Annotated in this window: 22 protein-coding genes and 1 pseudogene; 10 read left to right on the top strand and 13 right to left on the bottom strand. The window is 71.2% G+C overall.

Annotated elements, in window-relative coordinates:
* Positions 1–52 precede the first annotated feature (52 nt).
* Entirely contained in the window at positions 53–820 is a 768-nt protein-coding gene (gene arsM / locus ACZ5UI_RS10965) for an arsenite methyltransferase (RefSeq protein ID WP_464197165.1), read from the bottom strand.
* A complete protein-coding gene (locus tag ACZ5UI_RS10960) occupies positions 808–1,161 on the bottom strand; it encodes an ArsR/SmtB family transcription factor (RefSeq protein WP_464197163.1) in 354 nt (117 codons plus the stop codon). The genes arsM and ACZ5UI_RS10960 overlap by 13 nt, the downstream gene beginning before the upstream one ends.
* Positions 1,162–1,217: 56 nt before the next feature.
* Here ACZ5UI_RS10960 and ACZ5UI_RS10955 point away from each other — a divergent pair, with 56 nt between their 5' ends.
* The gene (locus ACZ5UI_RS10955) at positions 1,218–1,904 is read left to right on the top strand and encodes an aquaporin (RefSeq protein WP_464197161.1); all 687 of its coding nucleotides are present in this window, start codon (positions 1,218–1,220) and stop codon (positions 1,902–1,904) included.
* A gap of 44 nt (positions 1,905–1,948) precedes the next feature.
* The gene (locus tag ACZ5UI_RS10950) at positions 1,949–2,368 is read left to right on the top strand and encodes an arsenate reductase/protein-tyrosine-phosphatase family protein (protein WP_464197808.1); all 420 of its coding nucleotides are present in this window, start codon (positions 1,949–1,951) and stop codon (positions 2,366–2,368) included.
* Positions 2,369–2,437: 69 nt separating this feature from the next.
* Here ACZ5UI_RS10950 and ACZ5UI_RS10945 read toward each other — a convergent pair whose 3' ends face one another.
* Positions 2,438–3,079 (bottom strand): hypothetical protein, encoded by a 642-nt coding sequence (locus ACZ5UI_RS10945; RefSeq protein WP_464197159.1) that lies wholly within the window; start codon positions 3,077–3,079, stop codon positions 2,438–2,440.
* Positions 3,080–3,121: 42 nt separating this feature from the next.
* On the opposite strand from ACZ5UI_RS10945, the gene ACZ5UI_RS10940 reads away from it, so the two are divergent.
* Genes ACZ5UI_RS10940 through ACZ5UI_RS10930 form a run of 3 tightly spaced genes read left to right on the top strand, consistent with a single transcriptional unit; the run spans position 3,122 to position 4,696 of the window.
* Entirely contained in the window at positions 3,122–3,976 is an 855-nt protein-coding gene (locus ACZ5UI_RS10940) for a CYTH domain-containing protein (protein WP_464197157.1), read from the top strand.
* On the top strand, positions 3,973–4,416 hold the full coding sequence (locus ACZ5UI_RS10935; RefSeq protein ID WP_464197155.1) for a DUF6325 family protein: 444 nt from the start codon (positions 3,973–3,975) through the stop codon (positions 4,414–4,416). The genes ACZ5UI_RS10940 and ACZ5UI_RS10935 overlap by 4 nt, the downstream gene beginning before the upstream one ends.
* Positions 4,417–4,429: 13 nt before the next feature.
* Positions 4,430–4,696 carry an SHOCT domain-containing protein gene (locus tag ACZ5UI_RS10930; RefSeq protein WP_464197153.1) on the top strand — a complete coding sequence of 89 codons (267 nt, stop codon included), beginning with the start codon at positions 4,430–4,432 and terminating at the stop codon, positions 4,694–4,696.
* Here ACZ5UI_RS10930 and ACZ5UI_RS10925 read toward each other — a convergent pair.
* Complete coding sequence (locus ACZ5UI_RS10925; protein WP_464197151.1) at positions 4,693–5,361, bottom strand: response regulator transcription factor; 669 nt, start codon at positions 5,359–5,361, stop codon at positions 4,693–4,695. The two genes, ACZ5UI_RS10930 and ACZ5UI_RS10925, sit on opposite strands and share 4 nt — an antisense overlap.
* Positions 5,362–5,482: 121 nt before the next feature.
* Here ACZ5UI_RS10925 and ACZ5UI_RS10920 point away from each other — a divergent pair, with 121 nt between their 5' ends.
* A complete protein-coding gene (locus ACZ5UI_RS10920; protein ID WP_464197149.1) occupies positions 5,483–5,872 on the top strand; it encodes a response regulator in 390 nt (129 codons plus the stop codon).
* Here ACZ5UI_RS10920 and ACZ5UI_RS10915 read toward each other — a convergent pair.
* Positions 5,862–7,688, bottom strand: a complete 1,827-nt coding sequence (locus tag ACZ5UI_RS10915) for a sensor histidine kinase (RefSeq protein ID WP_464197147.1) — start codon at positions 7,686–7,688, stop codon at positions 5,862–5,864. The genes ACZ5UI_RS10920 and ACZ5UI_RS10915 overlap by 11 nt on opposite strands.
* 134 nt (positions 7,689–7,822) lie before the next feature.
* Here ACZ5UI_RS10915 and ACZ5UI_RS10910 point away from each other — a divergent pair, with 134 nt between their 5' ends.
* Positions 7,823–9,094, top strand: coding sequence for a threonine/serine exporter family protein (locus ACZ5UI_RS10910; RefSeq protein ID WP_464197145.1), 1,272 nt, complete (start codon positions 7,823–7,825; stop codon positions 9,092–9,094).
* Here ACZ5UI_RS10910 and ACZ5UI_RS10905 read toward each other — a convergent pair.
* From ACZ5UI_RS10905 to ACZ5UI_RS10880, 6 genes are read right to left on the bottom strand one after another with little or no spacing between them, the layout of a single operon-like run.
* On the bottom strand, positions 9,057–9,452 hold the full coding sequence (locus ACZ5UI_RS10905) for a hypothetical protein (RefSeq protein WP_464197143.1): 396 nt from the start codon (positions 9,450–9,452) through the stop codon (positions 9,057–9,059). The genes ACZ5UI_RS10910 and ACZ5UI_RS10905 overlap by 38 nt on opposite strands.
* Positions 9,449–12,208 carry a cation-translocating P-type ATPase gene (locus tag ACZ5UI_RS10900; RefSeq protein WP_464197141.1) on the bottom strand — a complete coding sequence of 920 codons (2,760 nt, stop codon included), beginning with the start codon at positions 12,206–12,208 and terminating at the stop codon, positions 9,449–9,451. Before ACZ5UI_RS10900 ends, ACZ5UI_RS10905 begins: the two co-directional genes overlap by 4 nt.
* 9 nt (positions 12,209–12,217) lie before the next feature.
* Complete coding sequence (gene arcC, locus ACZ5UI_RS10895; RefSeq protein ID WP_464197139.1) at positions 12,218–13,168, bottom strand: carbamate kinase; 951 nt, start codon at positions 13,166–13,168, stop codon at positions 12,218–12,220.
* A gap of 3 nt (positions 13,169–13,171) precedes the next feature.
* The gene (gene argF, locus ACZ5UI_RS10890) at positions 13,172–14,173 is read right to left on the bottom strand and encodes an ornithine carbamoyltransferase (protein ID WP_464197806.1); all 1,002 of its coding nucleotides are present in this window, start codon (positions 14,171–14,173) and stop codon (positions 13,172–13,174) included.
* Positions 14,174–14,209: 36 nt separating this feature from the next.
* Entirely contained in the window at positions 14,210–15,448 is a 1,239-nt protein-coding gene (locus ACZ5UI_RS10885; RefSeq protein ID WP_464197137.1) for an arginine deiminase, read from the bottom strand.
* Positions 15,449–15,467: 19 nt separating this feature from the next.
* Positions 15,468–17,054 carry a YfcC family protein gene (locus tag ACZ5UI_RS10880; RefSeq protein ID WP_464197135.1) on the bottom strand — a complete coding sequence of 529 codons (1,587 nt, stop codon included), beginning with the start codon at positions 17,052–17,054 and terminating at the stop codon, positions 15,468–15,470.
* Positions 17,055–17,216: 162 nt separating this feature from the next.
* On the opposite strand from ACZ5UI_RS10880, the pseudogene ACZ5UI_RS10875 reads away from it, so the two are divergent.
* Positions 17,217–18,311: pseudogene (locus tag ACZ5UI_RS10875) on the top strand (APC family permease); the annotation flags it as partial.
* On the opposite strand, the gene ACZ5UI_RS10870 reads toward ACZ5UI_RS10875, so the two are convergent.
* Entirely contained in the window at positions 18,231–19,901 is a 1,671-nt protein-coding gene (locus tag ACZ5UI_RS10870; protein WP_464197133.1) for a Na+/H+ antiporter NhaC family protein, read from the bottom strand. The pseudogene ACZ5UI_RS10875 and the gene ACZ5UI_RS10870 overlap by 81 nt on opposite strands.
* Entirely contained in the window at positions 19,898–20,233 is a 336-nt protein-coding gene (locus tag ACZ5UI_RS10865) for a DUF1269 domain-containing protein (RefSeq protein WP_464197131.1), read from the bottom strand. Before ACZ5UI_RS10865 ends, ACZ5UI_RS10870 begins: the two co-directional genes overlap by 4 nt.
* Positions 20,234–20,442: 209 nt before the next feature.
* Between ACZ5UI_RS10865 and ACZ5UI_RS10860 the strand changes: the two genes are divergently transcribed.
* Positions 20,443–20,871, top strand: a complete 429-nt coding sequence (locus ACZ5UI_RS10860; protein WP_464197129.1) for a DUF7144 family membrane protein — start codon at positions 20,443–20,445, stop codon at positions 20,869–20,871.
* A 37-nt stretch (positions 20,872–20,908) separates the two neighbouring features.
* The gene (locus ACZ5UI_RS10855; protein WP_464197127.1) at positions 20,909–21,418 is read left to right on the top strand and encodes a DUF1269 domain-containing protein; all 510 of its coding nucleotides are present in this window, start codon (positions 20,909–20,911) and stop codon (positions 21,416–21,418) included.
* Positions 21,419–21,441: the final 23 nt, after the last annotated feature.

Below are 21,441 nucleotides of genomic sequence, written 5' to 3'. Positions count from 1 at the left end.
GAGTCGTCCCACAGCCGGCCTGGCTGTGTGGCCCGGGTCCTGCCATCGCCCGTCAAGCGGTCTTCGTGGCAAGGAGGATCGCCGAGGCGGCGTGCGCGTGGACGCGGTGGGTCTCGCGGATCTCGATCTCGGCTAGCCCGGCCGCGGTGAGGGCGTCCTCGAACGCATCGCGCGTCAGTGCCCCGGCGATGCAGCCGGTCCATTGCTGCATGTCGGCGCGGGTCGCATCGTCCATGTCCGGGTCGGCGATCACGTCGCTGACGGCGAAGCGGCCGCCGGGTCGGAGAACGCGCGCGACTTCGCGCAGCACCCGCGGCTTGTCGGCCGAGAGGTTGATGACGCAGTTGCTGATGACGACGTCGACGCTGTGATCCGGAAGGGGAATGTGCTCGATGTGGCCCTTGATCCACTCGACGTTGGTCGCACCTGCAGCGCTGGCGTTGGCGCGGGCCAGGTCGAGCATCTCGTCGGTCATGTCCAGCCCAATCGCGCGACCGGTGGGGCCGACGCGCTTGGCGCTGATCAGGACGTCGGCGCCGGCGCCGGAGCCGAGGTCCAGGACGATCTCGCCCGCGCGCAGGTCGGCGACGGCGGTGGGCACGCCGCAGCCCAGGGAGGCGGCGACGGCGTCCTCGGTCGCGCCCTCGGTCTGCGTCGCGTTGTAGAGGCTGTTGCCGAACACCTCGGCGCCGTGCTCGTCGGTCAGCGAGACCGCGGAGCCCGAGCAGCATCCGCCGCCCTGGCCGGCCGCGCGTGCGGCGGCCGCGTAGCGCTCGCGCACGGACTCGCGGACCTGGTCGGTGTTGCTCAGCTCAGCCATTGGGTCAGCTCCTCCAGGCGCTCGGGGAGCGCGTAGTAGTAGGCCCAGAGCCCGCGGCGCTCGCTGTCGACCAGACCGGCGTCTCTGAGGACCTTGAGGTGATGGGAGATCGTCGGCTGCGACAGGTCGAACAGCGGCACCAGCTCGCAGACGCAGACCTTGCCGGCGTGCTTGCGCAGCACGTCGAGCAGGGTCAGGCGCACCGGGTCGCCAAGTGCCTTGGCGACGGCGGCCATCCGGACCGCCTGCTCGCGCTGGACGTCGGGGTAGACGACCGGCGCGCAACACGGCTCACCGGCGCCGCGCTTGGTCTTCGGGGTGAGCTCCAGATCGACAGCCATCAATACACAGATATCGATTGAATCGATAGCTGTCAATAGATACGCTGCCGCGCGTCATGGATCGCCCCGATCTGCGCCGTCGCGCGCTCACCGAGCTGATCGCTGCGTTCGCGCTCGTGTTCGCGATCGGCAGCGCGGCCGCGGAGGCCGGATCCGGGCGCGCCGACCTCGGCCTGGCGGCGATGGCCGCCGTCTCCGGGCTGGCCGTCGCGGCGCTCGTCTACGCCACCGGGCACCTGTCGGGCGCGCACATCAACCCGGCCGTGACGATCGCCTTCACCGTCACCCGTCACTTCCCCCGCGGCGACGCGGTCGCCTACGTCGCCGCCCAGCTCACCGGCGCCGGGCTGGCCGGGCTGCTGCTGCACGCCTGCTGGCCCGCCAACCCCGGCCGGCTGGGCGCCAACGCCATCACCGTCAGCCCCGGCCTCGCCGTGCTCTACGAGCTGCTGCTCACCGCGTTGCTGATGTTCGTGATCGTCGCGGTGGCCACCGACACCCGCGCCGTCGGCGCGGGCGCCGCGATCGCCATCGGCGTGGTCGTCGCCCTGGACATCCTCATCGGCGGAGCGATCTCCGGCGCGTCCATGAACCCCGCCCGCTCGTTCGGCCCAGCGCTCGGATCCGGCACCTGGGCCGACTTCTGGGTCTGGATCGTCGGCCCGATCGCCGGCGCCCTGGTCGGAGCGCTGGCCTACTCCTACGTCCGCGTCCCCAGCACCCCACCTGGAGCGACCCCGTGAGCAACGTCCTCTTCGTCTGCCTCCACAACGCCGGCCGCTCCCAGATGAGCCAGGCCCTCTTCAACCAAGCCGCCCGGGGACGCCACGAAGGCCGATCGGCCGGCAGCACCCCCGCAGATCGGGTTCACCCACCGGTCATCGAGGCGATGGATGAGCTCGGGCTCGACCTGCGCGGCGAGACGCCGAAGCTCCTCACCCGGGACATGGCCGAGTGGGCCGACGTCGTCGTCACCATGGGCTGCGGCGACGCCTGCCCCTACATCCCCGGCAAGCGCTACCTCGACTGGGAGCTCCCCGACCCCAAGGGCGAGGCGATCGATGCCGTACGCGCCGTCCGCGACGAGATCGCCCGGCGCATCGAGGCGCTGCTGGGCGAGCTGTCCGACGCTGCGCGCGACCGTCCTCAGACGCGTCCGCCGGGCGCGGCGACCGTCTCGCCGGGCCGACGTGCTCGGTCGAGATGAAGGTCGTCATGTCGTGTCCGCTGAGGCGCTCGACCGAGCCGATGAACCGGTGGCGCCCCGGCCGGCGGGTCACTGGTTGTTCAGCGCGGCTTGGCAGGTGTCGGTGATGTCCGCGATCTGCGCCTTGGCGGCGTCGAGCGCAGCGCGGTGGTCGTCGGTGGCGAGGATGCCGTCCAGCGCCGCGGCGTAGGACTTCGCGCAGTCCGCGACGATGGTCCGGCGGGCGTCGGCCGCGTCCGTCTGCGCCTTCGCCTCGTCGGCCTGGGCCTGTGCGGCGGCGGCCTGGGCCTGGGCCTGGGCCGCCTCGACCTGGGCGGCGGACTGCGCGCTGTCCTGCTGGGCGGACGCCGCGCGGTCTGCGGCCTCGTCGGCCTGCGCCTGGGCGTCGGCTGACTTCTGCGCCGCGGCCTCGGCCTGGCTCTCGGCCTCCTGGCGGTCCTGCTCGGCCTCCGTCACGTCCTGCTCGGCCGCCTGGAGATCGTCGGACGTCACGCCGAGCTCCGCCCCGAGCTCGTCGTTGATCGCTCGCAATCCCGTCGCGACCGCCGCATTGGCCTGGGCCTCGTCCTGAGCATCGTCGCGATCCGAGCGCAGGGTCAGCGCCCAGACGAGCAGCCCGATCGCCACGACCGCGATGACGAGCGCGATCCACGGCCACGGGTTGTGGTGCTTGGTCTCGGGCTCACCGGTCTGGGGTGCGGCGGTCGACATCGCCGCGATCATCCGACGGCGCACGGCCGCCGACAACGATGCGTGCTGGTGCGCAGAGGTGGTGCCTGCACTGTTGTCGGCGCCGGCGTCCGGCGCGACAGTCGGCCCATGACCCAGGGAACGGTCAACGGCCGCCTGAACGACACGCAGATCAGCGAGGTGATGTCGCTGATCGCCTCCTCCGACAGCGTCGAGCTGAAGACAACGGTGGCGGCGAGCGACCAGCGCGCCGCGGTCACCGCTCTCGGCCTCGACCCGCTGAGCGGGCGGCTGCGGCAGGCGTTCTTCTTCGACACGCCGACGCTGGATCTGTATGCCGCTGGTCTGGTCGTGCGCGCGCGCCGCAGCGCCGGCCGCAGCGACGACACGACCATCAAGCTGCGACCGGTCGCGCCCGACGAGGTCGACGCGGAACTGCGCGCGCGGCCGGAGTTCAACGTCGAGGTCGACGTCATGCCCGGAGGCTTCGTGTGCTCGGGATCGCTGAAGGGCACGCCACCGGGTCGAGACGTTCGCTCGACGTTGCGCGACGGGCGGTCGCTGCGCAAGCTGTTCACCAAGCCGCAGCGCGCGCTGTTCGATCAGCGCGCACCGGCCCACGTCACGTTCGACGACCTCGTGGTGCTCGGCCCGATCTTCGTGCTGAAGCTGCGGGACTTCCCGGCCGGGCTGGGTCGCAAGCTCGTCACCGAGCTGTGGCTGTACGACGACGGCGTGCGCCTGCTGGAGCTGTCGGCTCGATGTGCGCCGTCGGAGGCGTTCCAGGTCGCCGCCGAGCTCCGTGCGTTCCTGAGCACCCGGGGGGTCGACCTGACGGGTGTGCAACAGACCAAGACCCGCCATGCGCTCGAGCTGCTCGCTTCGGACGCCGGCGATGACGAGGAGGTGGAGGCATGACCGAGAGCCAGCCCGAGGTGATGGGCCCGATCGACTGGGTCCTGATCGAGTGGAACGGCGAAGAGCCCGACGGCGCGACGATCGCACCCGACATCATCTCGCTCGTCGACCGCGGGATCGTGCGCCTGCTGGACATCGCCTTCATCGCCAAGGACGACGACGGCGACGTGACCGCGCTCGACCTCGACACGATCGAGACGGGCAGCCCACTGGGCCAGTTCGCCGGCGCATCCTCGGGACTGCTCGGTCACGAGGACGTGGTCGAAGCGGCCACGACGCTGAGCCCGGGCACCTCCGCCGCCGTGATCATCTGGGAGAACCGCTGGGTCCTGCCGCTGGCCAACAAGCTGCGGGCCTCTGGCGGGGACCTGATCGCTCGTGGCCGGATCGACTTCGACGATCTCGTCGAAGCGCTCGACTCACTCGACGCCGTTCACTGAGGAGGAACACCCGATGCCCGGACTGCTGCGCGGGATGGCCCGCACCGCCGTCGTCGCCGGGACGGCGACTGCGGTCAGCAACCGCGTCTCCCGCCGCCAGGCCAACCGCTGGTCCCAGCAGGACAGCTACGCGCCCGAACCGCAATACGCGCCTCCGGCGGCCCCGCCTCCGCCGGCCCCCGATCCGATCGCTCAGCTGCAGCAGCTCGCACAGCTGCACGAGAGCGGAGCTTTGACGGACGCGGAGTTCGCGGCGCAGAAGGCGCGCATCCTCGCCTAGCTCGTGGCGTCGTGCTCGGCCAGGTAGATGAGGGCAGCCTTGACGCGACGCGCGACGTCGGCGGCGTCGGTCAACCCGAGCTTGAGGAAGATCGCGTTGATGTGCTTCTCGACCGCACGCCTGGTCACGACGAACTCGTCGGCGATGGCCTGGTTGCTGTGGCCGCGCGCGACGACGGTGAGGATCTCCAGCTCGCGGGGCGTGAGCTGGTTCAGCGGCGAGCTCTCAGCCCGCTTGCGCGCCTCGACGAGCCCCTCGATCACCTTGGCGTCGATGACCGACCCTCCGTGGGCGACGGATTCGATCGCCGCGGTCAGCTGTCCGCGGTACTTGATCCGCTCCTTCAGGAGATAGGCCCGGCCATCGGAGCCATCCTCCAGCAGCTGCAGGCCATAGCGGGCCTCGGCGTACTGACTGAGGATGACGACGCCCATCTGCGGGTGGCTGCGACGCAGGCGGGCGGAGATGACCAGGCCTTCGTCGGTGTGGGTCGGCGGCATCCGGATGTCCGACACCACCACGTCGGGAGCCTCGGAGTCGACCGTGGCCAGCAGCGTGTCGAGATCACCGCACGTGGCGACGATCTCGATCCCGCTGTCGGCATTGAGCACGTGGACGAGGGCTTCGCGGACGAGATAGCTGTCGTCGGCCAGAACCACTCGCACGGCGCGCTGATGCTCCATCACCGCTGCTCGTGGGGCGGGGGTCGTGTGCATATGACCACTTTTGCGCCAAGTTCGGCGCGCAGCAAAGCGTGCTGGCCGGTATCGGACAGATCGGCTTGCCATGCGCCGTGACATCCGCGTGCTGGCCGTCGACGATCAGGACGTCTTCCTGCGCGCCTGCGAGCGGCTGATCGCGGCGACCGACGGCTTCACCTGGGCCGCCAGCGCCAGGTCGGGCGCGCAGGCCTTGACGGTCCTGGAGGACTCTCGGGCGGATCTCGTGCTCGTCGACGTGCGCATGCCGGGGATGGACGGGCTGGAGACCGCGCGGCGGCTGGTCGAGCAGCGGTCGGACATCGTCGTCATCCTGGTGTCCGTCGCACCGGCGCTCGACACGGCGTCGGCGCTGCGCACCTCCGGTGCCGTCGCGTACGTGCGCAAGCATGCGCTCTCGCCCGCCACCTTGCGCCGGGTGTGGGCCGCCCACGGCGCGGCCCGCGTCAGCGATTGAGCGGAATCACGCCGCGAACCGTGGTGCCCAGCCCGGGGTGGCTGTGGATGGTGACGCGGCCGCCGCACGCCGCCAGGCGGTCCTGCATGTTCGTCACCCCGACCCCCGCGACGAGCCGTCCGCCGGCGGCGCCGCTGCCGTCGTCGCTGACGCAGAAGCGCAGGCTCTGGCCGCGGCCGTCGAGGGTCAGGTCGGCGTGGGATGCGCCGACGGCGTGCTTGGCCACGTTCTGGAGCGCCTCGAGCACGCAGAAGTAGACGGCGCTCTCGATCTCCGGCGCGTACCGGTCGACGCAGGAGAGCTGCAGCGCCACGCGGAGCGGGCGGCCGGCGACCGCCTCGCGCAGGGCCTCGGCCAGGCCGCGATCCTCCAGCAACGGCGGACGGACGCCGTGGGCGAGCATGCGCAGCTCCTCAAGCGCAGCGTCGATGCTGGACTCGAGCTCTCGCACCCGCTGCACGGAGCGGTCCGGGTCCCGGCGGATGAGGTCCTCGACGAGACCGAGCTCGATGCGCAGAGCGACCAGGCGCTGCTGCGCGCCATCGTGCAGGTCGCGCTCGATGCGGCGCCGCTCCTCATCGGCCGCCGCGGCGATCCGTGCGCGGGACTGGCGCAGCTCCTGTCCGGTGGTGGCCGCGTCGGCCTGCAGGCGGAGGTTCTCCAGCGCGACCGAGGCGATCGAGTTGCCCGCCTCCAGCAGCGCCCGGTGTTCGGCCAAGGTCGCGGCACAGAGGATTCCCGCCAGCGGGGCGCCGGCCCGGTCGCGGATGACGTACAGGCGCCTCGCTGCGCCGTCCGCCGGCGCCGAGACCAGTTGCCCGTCGACGTCGACCCAGGCACTGGTCACCATCGTCGACGGCAACAGGACGGCGATCGACGGATCGCCCAGCGCCTGCGCGAGCTCCCGCTGCAGCGCGCGGGGATCGGAGGGGCGGCTGGCGTGCGTGGCCAGGCGCACGACCGCTTGCTCGGCGAACAGCCGCATGCGCACGAGCCCGACGAGGAAGGCGATCGAGACGAGCGGGGTGATCGCCGCGATCAGCCAGGAGCACGCCTCGACCGCTGGGCTGTCCGGATCGACGACGCGCGCGGCGAAGCCACATCCGACGAGCGCGGCCCGGGCCATGCTGACCAGCAGCAGGGGCAGCAGCATCTCCCGGCGCAGTCCGGTCGCGGTGCTGCAGCGCTGCTGCAGACGGACGACCAGGGCCAGGAGGATGCCGAAGAGCAGGAGGCCGGCCACCCCGAGCGGGTTGAAGCCCAGCACGGAGTGGTCGAAGAGGGACAGCGCGTTGGGCGGACACGCCTCGACGCAGCTCGTCCACGGGCTCGGGACCGGGAACGTCGGCGCGGCCAGACCGGTGGTCACGAGCAGGAAGAGCACGATCCCGGCCATCCCCACCGCGAGGTTGCGGTCGATCCGCGTCTCCAGCCGGCCCGCCGGGAAGCTCAGGACGAGCAGGACGAGGAGCGCCTCCACGGCCCATCCCGCCAGTCGCCCGATCGTGTACAGCGTCGAGTCCATCGACTCGCCGAACGTGCTCAGGAACGAAGCGAAGCCGACGAGCAGCAGCAGACGCCCGAAGCGGGCGAACCCCGGCTCGCGGAAGGCGTAGGCGGCTGCGGCCAGCGGAGCGGCGACGATCGCCCCGCGGAGCAGGCCGATCAGCAACGGGAACTCGGTCGGTGCCGCGGCGCCCAGCGCTCCAGCGACGGCCACGAGCGTCCCGGCGCACACGTAGAACGTTGCCGCAAGCGCCGTCCTCGCGCGTCCTGCAGCCGGTGCCCCGCCCGGGGTGACGACGGTGCCGTTCATCCGCTCTCGGCGACGCTACTCCTCTGCGGAACCCCCTGCACCCACAGTATTTCGGTGCGAGGTGGTGCGCACACGTCCGCGCCTCGCTGGCGCGCGCCATCGACGCGGCTGCGGTGCGCTGGGACGGTCGGCTCTTGCCCGGAACCGCGACCGAAGCGATCGAGCTGCGCGCGTTCCTGCTCCAGCTGGCGCGTGCGCTGACCCTGGCCGGCGCGGCGGTCAGCGAGACGCAGGAACGCCTGGCCCGGATCGCCGCCGCCTACGGGGCGCGCGAGGCGCGCATCGTGGTGCTGCCCACGACGATGATCGTCAGCGCGGGGCCCGGCGACGGGCCGGCCATCGAGGCTGTCGCGGGCCCGGCCGGCCCGTGGCGGCTGGACCAGGTGGCGGCGCTGTACGCCGTCGTCCAGGCGGCCGAGCGGGGGCAGATCGCGCCGGCTGCCGGGCTGGACGAGCTGCGGCGGATCCGCTCGATGCCTGCCAGCCACGGGGTGGTGTCCCGCGTCCTGGCCTACACGCTGATGACCGTCGCGTTGTGTCTGTTGCTGCGCGCCGGGCTGACCGACCTGGCGATCGGCTGCGGGCTGGGCGCCGTCATCGGCCTCATCGTCGTGCTGGGCGCCGGGCATGGGCCGCTGACGGTGCTGATTCCCGTCGCCTGCGCGACGCTCGTCTCGGTGATCGCCTTCGAAGCGGTGGCGCACGGCTGGGCGGAGCCTGGGTTGCGCGTCCTGATCGCGCCGCTGGTCACCTTCCTCCCGGGGGCCGCGCTGACCACGGCGACGATCGAGCTCGCCTCGGGCGAGATGATCGCGGGCGCGAGCCGGCTCGTCTCGGGCACGGTCCAGCTCGCGCTGCTGGCCTTCGGGATCGTCGCCGGGGCCGAGCTCGTCGGTCTTCCCGGTGTGACCGCCGTGCCCGATCATCCGACCGCCGTGCTCGGGGCGTGGGCGCCCTGGGTCGGGGTCGTGCTCTTCGGCCTGGGCGTGGCCGTGCACTTCTGCGCCCCTCGGAACGCCGTGATCTGGCTGCTCCTGGTCCTGGTGGTGGCGTGGTTCGGCCAGGTCGCGGGCCAGGCCGTCGCCGGCCCGGGCGTGAGCGGCTTCTTCGGGGCGCTGCTCATGACGCCGCTGGCGCTGCTGATCGCCGCCAGTGGCGGACCACCGGCGCAGGTGACGTTCCTGCCCGCGTTCTGGCTGCTGGTGCCCGGCACGCTCGGCCTGGCCGGCGTGACCACGATGTTCGGCGATCCCGCCTCGGCGGGCCTGGACGACATCATCCTGCCGGTCGGAGCGATCGTCGCGATCGCGCTGGGCATCCTGTGTGGGATCTCGCTGTACGCGGCACTTCAGCTGGCCGCGCCGCGGTTCAGCACCGGTCCGACGTCGCGTCGACGAACGCCTTGACCGCCTGCACGGTGGACGCGCCCGCGGTGCCGATGCTCGCCACCTCGGCCGGGGTGGGCGACGAGGAGACCGCCTCGACCGCGGTCGACAGGCGATCGACCGACGTGCGGATCGCGGCGGTCTCCTCGGGGAAGTCGCCCCGGGCCGATGTGACCACAGTCTGCGCGTTGGCCTTGATCGTCTGCAGCTGGTCGCGCAGCTCGGCCAGCCCATTGGCCCGCACGTCGACGTCGGACAGCTGGTCGACGGAGTCGCTCAGGCTCTCGCGGTCGCCGCAGTAGCCCGGTTGCGAGCTGCCGCACGCGCTGAGCGCCATCGTCACCGCCGCAATCGCCGGGATCGAGAGCCAGCGGTTCATGCGACCACGTCCGTCGCCGCGTTCGCGGACGCGGGCTTGCGCCGCCGGAGCACGACCTTCCAGAGCTCGGAGACCACCAGGACGCTGGCCCCGGCGCCGATGCAGATCAGCCACTGGTTGCCGGTGAGGGGCTCGGTGGCCAGGATCCGCTGGAAGAAGCTCAGCTCGGTGGCGAACACGATCGCGGCCACCGACATCAGCGAGGTCAGAACGAACCGCCGGTCGGAGAACGTCTGCAGGCTGAACACCGAGCGCGTGGCGTCCAGCGCGGTGAAGGAGAACACGAGGTTGGCGATCGCGAAGGTCGACAGCCCCATCGTGCGGGCCAGCTCGTCGCTGTGGGCGTGCTGCACGCCGGCGATCACGGCCAGCGTGGCGATCGCCATGACCAGGCCCGCGGTGGCGAACCAGCCGACGTCACGGCGGGTGAGGATCGGCGCCTTGGGCTTGCGCGGACGGCGGCCCATGACGTCGGTGGCGGGGTCGCCGTACCCGAGGCCGATCGACTGGAACACCTGGGTGGTGAAGTTGACCCACAGCGTCTGCAGCGGCAGGAACGGCATGCCGCCGACGATGTTCAGGATGCTCGCGCCGAGGAACGTGGCGATCAGCCCGGCCAGCACGCCCATCTGGAAGCGGATGTACTTGACGAGGTTGTCGTACAGCCCGCGACCGATCTCGACCGCCTTGACGATCGTGGCGAAGTTGTCGTCGGTGAGGATCATCGCGGCGGCCTCCTTGGAGACCTCGGTGCCGGTGATCCCCATGGCGATGCCGATGTCCGCCCGCTTGAGCGCCGGCGCGTCGTTGACGCCGTCCCCGGTCATCGCGACGACGTGGCCGCGACGCTTGAGGATGTCGACGAGGCGGACCTTCTGCTCCGGCGTGACCCGCGCGATCACCCCGATCTCGTCGATCTGCTCGTCGGCCTGCGCGTCGCTGAGATCGGCGAACTGCGCTCCGGAGATCGCTCGACCGGGGATGCCGAGGTCGCGGGCGATCGCCTGTGCGGTGATCGCGTGGTCACCGGTGATCATCCGCACCTGGATGCCGGCGGCCCGCGCCGTGGCGATGGCGGTCTTGGCCGCTGGGCGGGGCGGATCCACGATTCCGACGAGCGACAGGACGGTCAGCCCGTCGGTCAGCGCCAGCAGGTCTGCGGACGGGTCGAACGTGGCCGCGTCGAAGTCCTTGCGCGCCGTGGCCATCACGCGCAGACCCTGGGAGGCCAGCCGTTCGTTCTCGGCCAGGTAGCGCTCACGGAACGCCTCGTCCACCGGCTCGTCGACCAGATCGGGCGAGAGGCGCCGCGCGGCGCGGGCCAGGAGCTGGTCGGGCGCGCCCTTGACGAAGCTGCGGATGACGCGCCGCCCTGCTTCGTCCTCGAACTCGTGGAACGTGGCCATCAGCTTGTAAGCGGTGTCGAAGGGGAGCTCGGCCACGCGTGGATAGCGCTCGCGCGTCGCGGCGATGTCGAGCCCGCCCTTGGCGGCCAGGACGACGAGCGCGCCCTCGGTCGGGTCGCCGATCATCTCGCCGTCGTCGGTGACCACGGCGTCGCAGGCCAGCGCCATCGGGAACAGGAACGCCTCCAGCGGGATGTCGGGCTCACCGGCGACGTGGCGGATCTGGCCTTCGGCGGAGTAGCCGCTCCCGGAGATCGAGTAGCGCCGGCCCGGCACCGTCAGCTCGACCGCGGTCATCTGGTTGAGGGTCAGCGTTCCGGTCTTGTCGGAGCAGATCGCCGAGGTCGCGCCGAGCGTCTCCGTCGAGCGCAGTCGCTTGACGATCGCGCTGGCCTCGGCCAGCAGACGCGTTCCGCGGGAGAGGATCGTCGTCACGACGGCGGGCAGGCCGGTCGGGATCGCGGCGATCGCGAACGCGACGGCGGCGGTGAAGACCGCCGTGAACGACTGGTCGCGGGCCATGTTCAACAGGACGGACGCGACGAGCGCCAGGCCGGCGATCGTGACCAGCTGCTTGGTCAGCTGCTCGAGCTGGACCGTCAGCGGCGACTTGCTCTCGTCGGCGTGCTGGAGCATGCCGGAGATGTGCCCGACCTCGGTGGCCATGCCGGTCGCCGTGACGACGAACTCGCCGGTGCCCCGGGTCACGTTCGTGTTCATGTAGACCATGTCGATGCGGTCGCCCAGCGCGGCATCGGGTTCGTCGACCGGGTCGATTCCCTTGCTCACGGGCAGGCTCTCGCCGGTCAGCGCGGCCTCCGCGACCTCCAGGGTCGCGCTGGCCAGCAGCCGGCCGTCCGCCGGGACGACGTCGCCCGCCTCGATCGCCACCACGTCGCCGGGCACGAGCTGCTCGGCCGGCAGCTGCGTCAGCGCCCCGTCGCGGCGCACGCGCGCCTTGACGATCATCATCTTGGCCAGCGCGGCCACCGCCGCCGCGGCCTTGCCCTCCTGACTGAGCCCGAGCGCCGCGTTGAGCAGCGTCAGCAGCAGGATCACGATGCCGGTCCCGGTCTGCTTGACCGGGTAGATCGAGATGATGCCGGCGGCCAGAAGCACGATCTGCATCGGGTCCTGGTACTGGCGCACGAACGCGTGCCAGCGCGACTCCGCCCGCGCCTCGGCGAACCGGTTGGGCCCGTAGCGGGCCGTCCGCTCGGCCGCCTCGGCACTGGTCAGGCCACGGGCGGGGACGACCTGCAGCTCCTCGACGGCCTCGGCCCGCGACAGCGCGTGCCAGGCCGGTGCGGTCGTGGGTTCGGTGGGCGGCGGTGCGACGGTGGTGGCCATGACGTCTCCTCAGGCTGGTTCGCCGGCCGGGACGGCGGCGGGCGCGACGCGCGTGCCCGCCTCTCCGCGCAACAGCGCCGGGGTGTCGTGGATGGATCCGATCGCGGCGAAGCCACCGGTGCGCTGCACGAACCAGGCGGCCGCCCGGACCTTTGGCCCCATCGATCCGGCCGCGAAGTCCGACGCGGTCAGCTCGGCCGGCGTCGTCGAGCGGATCGCCTCCTGGTCCGGCGTGCCCCATCCGCGGTAGACGGCGTCGACGTCGGTGACGATCACCAGGGCGTCGGCGCCCAGCTCGATGGCCAGCAGAGCGCTGGCCATGTCCTTGTCGATGACGGCCTCGATGCCCTGCAGGCGGCGTCCTGCCGGTGCGCGCTGGGCGTCGGCGTACCGCGTCGGGATGCCTCCGCCGCCGGCGCAGATCACGATCACGCCCTGCTCCAGCAGCATGCGGATCACGGGCACGCCGAAGATCCGCCGGGGATCGGGTGAGGGCACGGCGCGGCGCAGGCGGTCCCCGTCGGGAACGAACGTCCAGCCCCGGTCGCGCTCCAGCTCGGCTGCGGTCTCGGCCGGGTACAGCGGGCCGATCGGCTTGGTCGGGTGGTCGAAGGCCGGATCGTCGGGGTCCACCTCGATCATCGTCAGCAGCGTCGCCAGGTGCCGGTCGAACGGCAGCTCGTTGCCGAGCTCCTGCTCGAGCATGTAGCCGATCATCCCCTCGGTCTGGGCCCCGAGGACGTCCAGCGGGTAGGTCTCGACCGCGGTGTACGCCGAGCCCTGCAATGCCAACAGGCCCACCTGCGGCCCGTTGCCGTGGGCGACTACGAGCTCGTGGTCCAGGGCCACCGGCGCGAGCGCCCGGCAGGCCGCTCGCGCGTTGGCGCGCTGGTTGGCGGCTGACAGCTCCTGGCCGCGGCGCAGCAGCGCGTTGCCTCCCAGAGCGACGACGACACGCACGGCTCAGCGCCCCAGCGTCGCGACCATGACGGCCTTGATCGTGTGCATGCGGTTGGCCGCCTCGTCGAACACGATCGACGCGGGCGACTCGAACACGTCCTCGGTGACCTCCAGCGCGGACAGCCCGTACTTGGCGAAGATCTCCCGGCCGACCTCCGTGTCGGTGTTGTGGAACGCGGGCAGGCAGTGCATGAACTTGACGTCCGGGTTGCCGGTCAGCGCCATCGCCTGCGCGTTGACCTGGTAGGGGGTCAGCAGCGCGATCCGCTCGGCCCAGACCTCGTCGGACTCGCCCATCGAGACCCACACGTCCGTGGCCAGCACGTCGCAGCCCGACACGGCCTGCGCGAGGTCGTCGGTGATCGTGATGGCGCCCCCGGTGGCCGACGCCAGCGCGCGCGCTTCCGAGACCAGCTCCGCGGTCGGCCACAGAGACGCCGGCGCGGCGATCCGCACGTCCATCCCGAGCTTCGCGCCCGCGATCAGGTAGCTGTCGGCCATGTTGAACCGCGCGTCGCCGAGGTAGCAGAAGGCGATCTCCTCCAGCGGCTTGCCGACGTGCTCGCGCATCGTCAGGAAGTCGGCCAACATCTGCGTCGGGTGCCACTCGTCGGTCAGGCCGTTGTAGACGGGCACGCCCGCCCACTGCGCGAGCTCGTCGGCCACCGCCTCGCCGAAGCCGCGGTACTCGATCGCGTCGTACATGCGGCCGAGCACGCGGGCGGTGTCCTTGACCGACTCCTTGTGCCCCATGTGCGAGCCGCTGGGCCCGATGAACGTCACGTGCGCGCCCTGGTCGTAGGCGGCGACCTCGAACGCGCAGCGCGTCCGCGTCGAGTCCTTCTCGAAGATCAGCGCGATCTCCCGGCCGACCAGGCGCGGGACCTCGCGTCCCTCGGCCTTGGCCGCCTTGAGCTGCGCCGCGAGGTCGATCAGGTAGCGGATCTCGTCGGCGCTGTAGTCCGCGAAGGTCAGGAAGTGGCGTCCGCGCAGGCCGGCGGCGATCGCGTTGGTCTCGGTTGCGGTGCTCATCGGGTCCTCTCAGGCGTCGCGGGAGATGGGGCAGGTCATGCAGTGACCGCCGCCGCGTCCGCGGCCGAGCTCCTGGCCGGCGATGGCCAGGACCTCGACGCCGGCGGCGGAGAGCTTGGTGTTCGTCGCCTCGTTGCGTTCGTAGGCGACGACCGTCCCGGGGGCCAGCGCGACGACGTTGTTGCCGTCGTCCCACTGGTTGCGTTCGGCCTCGAACTCGTCGCCCCCGGTCGGCACCAGGCGCAGGTCCTGCACGCCGAGCGCGTCGCGGACCTCGTCCAGGAACGAGCGCTCGGAGACCTCGCCGGCCACGCCGCCGTCACCGTCGGGGCGCAGCAGGATCGGCACGATCTGCGAGACGACGGGCTCGTACAGCGTGGCCACGGTGCGATCGCAGAACGTGAAGACCGTGTCGAGGTGCATCGCCGCGCGACCGCGCGGCATCTGCGCCCCGATGACCAGGCGCGCCGCGCCCGCGGCGAACAGGTTCTGGGCCAGGATGCTCGTGGCGCGTGCGTTGGACCGCTCGCCCTGGCCGACGAGCACGACGCCGTCGCCGATCGGCATGATGTCGCCGCCCTCGAGCGTCGCCGTGCCCCAGTCGTGGTCGTGGCCGCCGAACCAGATCTCGAAGCCCGCGTCGCGGAAGCGCGGGTGGAAGCGGTAGACGGCCTCGAGGTTCAGCGTCTCCTGCTGACGGGCCGGCCAGAACATCGAGTTGATCGAGACGCCGCCGTAGATCCAGGCGCTGGTGTCGCGCATGAACAGCGTGTTGGGCAGCGGCTGGATGACGAAGTCCGTCGGCCGCAGCGCCCGGCCCACCGCGGCCACGATGTCGGCGGGGAGCTCGGCCAACGTCACGCCGCCGGTCAGCCGGGTGGCCAGCTCGTCGGCCGGCATCTCGGTCATCCAGGAGGTGAGCTCGCGCGAGAAGATCGTCGTGACCTCCTCGGGGCGCAGCTTGCGCGCCAGCAGCCACGCCCGGCCGTCCGGCTCGGCCATGGTCTCGGCCAGGAGGTCGTGGAACAGGAGCACCTCGACGCCGCGCTCCCGCATCAGGTCGACGAACGCGTCGGACTCCTGGCGCGCCCGCCGCACCCAGATCACGTCGTCGAACAGCAGCTCGTGGCAGTTCGTGGGGGACAGCCGCTCGTGGGCCAGATCGGGACGGTGGACGATCACGCTGCGCAACGTCCCGACCTCGGAGCCGACGCCGAGACCTGCGGTGGTGGTGGAGGTGGTGGCCATGCTTCTGCTCCTGGGTCGGTCAGCTGAGTGCCGCGGCGGCGGCGATGAAGAGGCAGACGACGACGAACACGGCCGCGACGAACGGCCAGACGAACTTCAGGTAGCGGTCGTAGCCCACCTTCGACAGGGCCAGGCCGCCCATGATCACGGCGGATGTCGGGGTGATGAGGTTCACCAGGCCGGAGGCGGACTGGTACGCGGTGACGGTCACCGCCCGGGACACGCCGGCGAAGTCCGACAGCGGCGCGAGGATCGGCATGACCAGCGCCGCGTGCCCGGAGGAGGACGGGACGAGGAACGCGATCGGCAGGTTGATGGCCAGCGTCAGGACGCCGAACACCCCCTGTGAGGTGCCCGAGACAGCGTTCTCCATCCAGTGCAGGACGGTGTCGGTCATGTAGGTGTTCTTCATGACGACGGTGATCCCGCGGGCCAGGACGATGATCAGCGCCGCGGCCAGGAAGTCCGACGCGCCGGCGATGATCGTGTCGACGGTGCCCTTCTCGCCCAGGCGCGCGATCAGGCCGATGACGATCGCCCCGATGAAGAACAGCGCGGCGGCCTCCGGGAAGTAGAACGAGGCGAACGTCGGCAGCGGGAAGTCGCGCCCCCAGCCCTCCTGCCACAGGTCGTTCCAGGGGATGAAGCCATAGATCATCACCAGGAAGGAGCCGGCGAAGACGACCAGCACGAGCTTCTGGCGGCCGGTCAGGCGCGGGACGTCCTCGATGAGTCCGCGTGCCTCCTGCGCGTCGGCGGGCGAGACGCCGACCACCGACCGCGTCGGGTCGGCGCGCACCCGATGGGCGTAGCGCAGGACGAAGGCGATGGCCATGGCCACGATCACGACCCACATGACCAGGCGCAGGCCGATGCCGTCGCCCAGGCTGATGCCCGCGGCGTCGGAGGCGACCCCGGTCGCGAACGGGTTGACCGTCGAGCACAGCACCCCCGCGCCCGCCCCGAGGAAGATGATCGAGGCGCCCACCATGCGGTCGTAGCCGAGGGCCAGCGTCAGGGGCACCAGCAGGACGAAGAACCCGAGCGTCTCCTCCCACATCCCGTAGGTCGTCCCGCCCAACGCGAAGACGACCATCAGGATCGCGATCAGCAGTGACCCGCTGTGGCGGAAGCGCAGCGCCAGCCGTCCGATGCCGGTCTGGATGGCGCCGGTCTTCATCGCCACGGTGATGAACGCGCCGACGGCCAGGACGAACAGGAAGATCATCGCCGAGCCGTACAGCACGCCCTGCTCGTCGGAGCCGACGAACCCGCGGTCGTTCTCGACGCCGTACAGGCCGTTGGGCGTCGCGATCCACAGCTGCTTGAGGCGCTGGTCGAAGCGCGTCTCGACGCACAGCTCGTCCCCCGACGTCGACGAGCACGCGGCCAGTCGGTGGTAGGTCCCCGGCACGGGGCCGCCGGTCTCGGGGTCGGTCTCGTAGGCGCCGGCCGGCACGAAGAACGAGGCGATCCACACCAGCAGCAGGACGGCCGCGAGCACGGTGAAGGCGGTGGGGAACCGCAGCTTGCGCTTGGTCGGCTCGACCGGACCGCCGCTGGCCGGCGGTTGCGCCGCGCCGTGATCGACCATGGTCTGCGCCATGGGCTAAACCTCCCGACGCGGTCGGTGGCTGGCAATGATGCGTACGCGACCCCCGGTCGGGTGCGCACACCTCCGGCGGCGTTCGCTCGTGCAGGCCCCCCGCGACACGACGTGCGCGCCACCTTGCGGGCGGGTGGTCGCTGGGGCCATCGTCGCGGCGTCATGAGTGTGCGCGGCGCGACGTTCCTGGGAGTCGGCTCGATGGTCGGAGCGGGGATCTTCGCGCTCCTGGGGGAGGCCGGGGCGATCGCGGGCGCGGCCGTCTGGCTGTCCTTCGCGCTGGCCGGGATCGTGGCCGCGCTGCTCGGCTACACCGTCGTCAAGCTCGGCGTGCGCTTTCCGTCGTCGGGCGGCCTGATCGCCTACCTCACGGAAGGGTTCGGCAATGGCCGGCTGGTGGGGATCGGCGCGTGGCTCGGGTACATCGCAGCGATCGTCATCGTCGGGGCGATGGTCGCCGTCTCGTTCGGCGGGTACGCGACGTCCCTGTTCATCGGGAGCGACGCCGGCGCCGCCTGGGACAACATCTTCACCACCGCGGTGATCCTGCTGACGCTGGGCATCAACGTGATCGGGTCGCGCATCGTCGATCGCGTGCAGACGCTGATCGTGTGCGTGGAGCTCGTGGTGTTCGCCGTGTTCATCGTCGTGACGCTGACCGACGCGGACTGGACGTTGCTGGCGCCCGCCGACTACCCGCCGCTGTCGGACATCGTCAGCAGCGTCGCCATCACGTTCTTCGCCTTCCTGGGCTTCAGCGTCATCAGCTTCTCCGTGGGTGACCTCGCCGACCCCGCTCGAGGTCTGCCCCGGGCGATGTACGCGGCGATCGGCATCACCGCCGCCCTGTACGTGCTGATCGCGCTCGGCGTCTACGGCACGCTGCAGACCAGCGAGGTGATCGGTTACGGCGAGACCGCGATCGCCGAGGCGGCGCGCCCGGCGCTCGGCGATGCCGGCTTCACGATGATGGCTGTGGCGGCGGTCCTGGCCACGGCGTCGTCGCTGAACGCCACCCTGTACGCGTCGGGCAACCTCACCCGGTCGCTCGCCGTGGCCGGCCAGTTCCCGGCCCTGTTCGGGGGCCAGCTGGGCCGGCGGGTGCCCGTCGGGCTCCTCCTGACCGGCGGGGCGATCCTGTGCGTGGCCAACCTGGTCGACCTCTCCGCGATCGCCTCAGTGGGCAGCGCGATCGCGCTCGTCGTCTTCGTACTGGTCGGGATCGCGGGCTGGCGGCGCCGCGCCGACACGGGGGCGAGCCCGGTCATCACCCTCGCTGCCATCGGCGTGTCGCTGGTCGTCCTGGGGTTCTTCGCCGTCGACACGTGGCGCAACGACCGCGCGACCTTCGTCGCCATCCTGGCTATCGCCGCGCTGGCGATCGTCCTGGACGCCGTCCACCGCCGCGGCCGGCACCTTGAAGCCGAGGTAGCCGAACGCGACGTCGAGGATCGGGCTGAGCAGGTTGAAGAAGCAGTAGGGGAAGTAGGCCGCCGTCGAGACGCCGAGCACGCCTGACATGTAGGCCCCGCACGTGTTCCAGGGGATCAGCGGCGAGGTGACCGTGCCGGAGTCCTCGACCGCGCGGCTGAGCACCTCGGGGGCCAGGCCGCGGTCCTCGAACTCCTGGCGGAACATGCGGGCGGGCAGCACGTCGGCGACGTACTGATCTCCCGCCGTGACGTTCAGGCCGATCGCGCTCGCGTTGACCGACAGGATCAGGCTGCCGCGCGAGCGGGCGCGCGCGACGACCGGTCGCAGCAGCCGCTCCAGGAAGCCGGCATGCTCGACGATCGACGCGAAGGCCATGGCCGCCAGCACCAGCCACACGGTCGTCAGCAGGCTGGCCATCCCGCCCCGCGAGAAGAGCGCGTCGACGGACTCGATGCCGCTCTTGCTGACGAACCCGGTGGCCATGGCGCCGTAGACGCCCTTCACGCCGGTGGCGAACGCCCCGAGCTGCGGGTCGTCGACGAACGCTTGGACCGCGGTCCACTGGGTGAAGCAGGCCAGGATCCCGGCGAACAGCGCCGAGCCGAGAATGGCCAGGAACGGCGGGACCTTGCGAACGGTGAAGACCACCAGCAGGAGCAGCGGCGCCAGGTTGATCACGGAGATGTCGAAGGCACCCCGGATCGCGTCCAGCGCTTGGGTGGTGGGGACGGCGGCGTCGGTGCTCGCCGACAATCCCAGGACCAGGAAGATCAGGAGGCTGATGCCCAGCGCGGGCCCGGCGGTCCAGAACATGTTGCGGATGTGCTGGCTCGTGGTCAGGCCGCGGCCGACGAGCTGGGGGACCAGGATCGTCGTCTCCGACAGCGGCGTCATCTTGTCGCCGAAGTAGGCGCCGCAGATGACCGCTCCCGCGGCGGCCGCCTCCGACACGCCCATCACCTTGGCCATCCCGACGAACGCGACGCCGAGCGTCCCCGCGGTCGTCCACGAGCTTCCGCAGACCATGCCGACGAGCGCGCAGATCGCCGCGGTGGCGACGAAGAAGACGTTCGGGTTGAGCAGCTGCACGCCCCAGTCGACGACCGTGGGGATCGTTCCGGCCATGTTCCAGGTGCCGATCAGTGCGCCGACCGCGAGCAGGATGAAGATGGCCGAGACCGCGGTGGTGACGCCCCCGATCGCCGCGTTGGCGATCGCCGCCGTGGTGTAGCCGTTCTTCAGCGCCATCAGGCTGGCGAAGCCCGCGCTCAGCATCAGCGCGACCTGCAGCGGCCCGTCGGTCGCGCTGACGCCGAACGTCGCGATGGTCAGGGCGATCAGGCCGATCAGCACCAGGATCGGCAGCAGGGCGTCGAGCAGGCTCGGCGCCCGTGGCGCGCGCTTGTCCGTCATGCGCCGACTGACTGGATGAGGCGCCCGCCGTAGGGACTGATGGGCGGGAACACCTTGGCCGCCGGCGCGTTGGCCAGGAGGATCAGGACGGCGGCCGTGCCCGGCTGGAGATCCTCGCCGAGCTGGCGCATGAACTCGTCGTCGATCCCGAGGCCGGCCGGATCGGCTCGGCGCGCTGTCTGGCACAGCTCGATGCGGCCGTCCAGATGGCGCTCGACGAGCACCGCGTCGTCGAGGACGATGGCCCGCTCGAGGCTCAGCTCGCGCAGCGTGCCCAGGACGTCCTTCGCCGTGTGCGGATCGTCGTAGGCCACCGCAATGAGGTTGTTCACGCCATCTCCTCTCGCAACCGGTGGTGCCACCGTCGCGACGCCTGCCGGCGGCGGAAAGGAGACAGGCCTCCTGATGGTCCGGGTGTGCGCACGTGTGTTGTCGCTCGGTGATGCGCGCCCCACCTCGACACGCCAGTGGGCCTGTTTGCCGCGGCCCATGAGCACGCGCAGAGTGGTGGGGACCTGACCGATCGCAGAAAGGCGTCGCGATGACCGAGCAGTTGCACGCTCCCGCTGGATGGGCCCAGCCGACCGAGAGCTCGGTCGAACACACTGGGCGTGGGTGGTGGGTGTTCGCCGCCGTGATGTTCATCCTGGCCGGGCTGGCGAACGGGATCTGGGGCATCACCGCCCTGTCCAAGGACGACCTGCTCCGCGCCGATGAGCTGCTGTTCGGAGATCTCACGACCTGGGGCGTGGTCTACCTCTGCCTGGCCGCCCTGCAGCTGGCGACCGGCCTCTTGCTCCTGCTGGGCCGGGCCACCGGCGTGGTGCTGGGCATCCTGCTCGCCGGCGCCCACGCGACCGTCGCGCTCTTCTCGATCGGCGCGTACCCGCTGTGGACGGTGACCGCGATGGTGATCGACGGCCTGATCATCTACGGCCTCGCGGTCCACGCCTTCGGCGACGAGACGTGAACGACGGACCAACCGCAAACCAACGAAGGGACCGCACATGGCCGACCTCATCGCCATCGCCTACGACGACCTGCCGACCGCTCAGCACGTGGTCGGCAACCTCGGGGACGCGATCAAGCAGCACGTCCTCGAGCTCGACGACTGCGTCGTCGTCGAGCGCAAGCCGGACGGCAAGGTCAAGCTGCACCAGCCGTCGATGGCCGGCATCGGCGCGGCCGGAGGCGCGCTGTGGGGCGGCCTCATCGGCCTGATCTTCCTGATGCCGCTGTTCGGCATGGCGCTGGGTGCCGCCGCGGGTGCGGCCACCGGCGCGCTGGGCGACGCCGGCGTGGACGACAAGTTCATGAAGCAGCTCGGGGAGAACCTGCCGACCGAGGGCGCCGCGGTGATCCTGCTCGTCCGCCAGGTGTCTCCCGACAAGATCGTGCCGCACATCAAGATCCCGGGCACGATCATCCAGACGTCGCTCTCCGACGATCAGGAGCAGCAGCTCCGCGCCGCCCTCGACGCCGCCGGAACCCGCAGCGCTCCGATGGTCTCCGCCTGACCTGACCTGGCGGACGGAGCGAC

Source organism: Conexibacter sp. JCM 18997 (assembly GCF_055391915.1).
This window is presented reverse-complemented; position numbering and strand designations above follow the sequence as displayed.